Consider the following 1,856-nt stretch of genomic DNA (forward strand, 5'->3'; position numbering starts at 1 on the left):
TCACACCCACACAGCGCCACACCGAGACACCTTGTGGTTTGGGGGGAGGGTATTTGTGTATAAGACACCGCGGCCCCGGCCGTTTGGCGTTGACGACGGCTTCGGGGCAGCCGACGCCTTCGAGACAGACGACGGCTTCGGGAAAAGAGAAGAGCCGCGTACGGTCGCCCTCACCGACGTCCGTACGCGGCGTCTCCGCCTGCCGGGGCGCTCTGCGCACCACACACGCCCGTCCGCGTGTCATCGCGGCCGCGGCCTCCCCGGCGGCACTGTTCCCCGTCCCCAGGGGACCAGTGCCCGTTTCTGTGGCCGACCCCATCGGGGCCGGCGTGATCTCAGCGGCCGATCAGATCGGCGACGGCCTGGGCCTGGTTCGCCATCTGATCCCAACCGCCGAACAGCAGCACCAGCAGCACCGCGCACGGCAGGGCCATGGCCAGCGCCACGGCCGGGTGCCTGGTGGGCTGCTCGGCCGACCGGGACTGGACGACGGCCGACCGACGGCGGGGGTTTCCCGTGAGCTGCGGTGCCATGCCCTTACTCCTGTGGTCCGGTCGAGTTGGCGCGGTGAACGGCTTACCTCGGGGGACGAGCTCCCCGTCCACCGCTGAACACAACGCTATTGCTCAGGGGGCCGTCCGGGCGTCATGCCGTCGTACTGTTCCTCGGGCATCCCGGAGGATGACGCTCAGACTTCAGGCGTACTACCGCAGGGGGAGGGAGCCTTGGCCGCGACCCCGGGGGAACCCTGAGGGGCAACCCCGAGAAACGCTTCGGCACCCCTATGACCTGCGGGTCAGCGCACGATCCGACAATCACACGGCTGCTTGAGGTGTTGCGTATCAGCACACCGCAGGGGGCAGTCCGTAAGCTGTGCCAGACAGGAACTGACGATGCCCCAACCGACGGGGCCTCACCCACAGGCTGACGGGGAACGGAACATGGCGATGATGCGGCTGAGGCGTGAGGACCCCCGCATCGTCGGGCCGTACCGCCTGCACCGGCGACTGGGCGCCGGCGGCATGGGCGTGGTCTACCTCGGCTCAGACCGCCGCGGACAGCGCGTCGCCCTCAAGCTGATCCGCGCCGAACTCGCCGAGGACCAGGAGTTCCGCACCCGCTTCGCCCGCGAGATCGCCGCCGCCTCCCGCATCCGGGGCGGCTGCACCGCCCGCGTCGTCGGCTCCGACATCGAGGCCGACCGCCCCTGGCTCGCCACCGCGTACGTGCCCGGGCCCTCCCTCTACAAGCAGGTCGGCGACGAAGGGCCGCTGAGCTGGCCCGAGGCCGCCCGGATCGGCGCCGCACTCGCCGACGGGCTGGTCAAGGTGCACGAAGCCGGGGTCGTCCACCGCGACCTCAAGCCCTCCAACATCCTGCTCTCGCCGCGGGGCCCGCGCATCATCGACTTCGGCATCGCCTGGTCGCGCGGCGCCAGCACCCTCACCCACGTCGGCACCGCCGTCGGCTCCCCCGGCTTCCTCGCGCCCGAACAGGTCCGCGGCGCCGCCGTCACCCCCGCCACCGACGTGTTCGCGTTCGGGGCCACCCTCGCCTACGCGCTCACCGGGGACACCCCGTTCGGATCCGGGGCGTCCTCCGAAGTCATGCTCTACCGGGTCGTCCACGAGGAACCCGACCTGTCCGCCGTACCGACGCCGCTGGCACCGCTCATCCGTGCCTGCCTCGCCAAGGAACCCGCCGAGCGGCCCGGCGCGGCCGCACTGCACGAGCGCCTCAGCGAGCTCGCGGCGCGCGGGGCGGCAGCCGGAACCGCCACCCGGACCGCGCGGCCCGGCCACGGGCGGGTCGCGGCACCCGCCCCGGCGGGTCCGGCGGCCCAGCCCGCCCCCGAC

2 protein-coding genes are annotated in these 1,856 nt (G+C 72.3%); one reads left to right on the top strand and one right to left on the bottom strand.

The window, feature by feature from the left end:
- Positions 1 to 335: 335 nt before the first annotated feature.
- The gene (locus ACFV61_RS35790; protein WP_063346828.1) at positions 336 to 533 is read right to left on the bottom strand and encodes a hypothetical protein; all 198 of its coding nucleotides are present in this window, start codon (positions 531 to 533) and stop codon (positions 336 to 338) included.
- Positions 534 to 941: 408 nt separating this feature from the next.
- On the opposite strand from ACFV61_RS35790, the gene ACFV61_RS35795 reads away from it, so the two are divergent.
- Positions 942 to 1,856: serine/threonine-protein kinase (locus ACFV61_RS35795; protein WP_380496353.1), on the top strand; the 915-nt coding region annotated here is incomplete at its 3' end.

Source organism: Kitasatospora sp. NPDC059817 (assembly GCF_042731835.1).
In the GTDB taxonomy this organism is placed as follows: Bacteria; Actinomycetota; Actinomycetes; order Streptomycetales; family Streptomycetaceae; genus Kitasatospora.

Coding starts and splice junctions, on each gene's coding strand:
- ACFV61_RS35790 (WP_063346828.1), bottom strand. CDS start 533: ATGGCACCGCAGCTCACGGGAAACCCCCGCCGTCGGTCGGCCGTCGTC.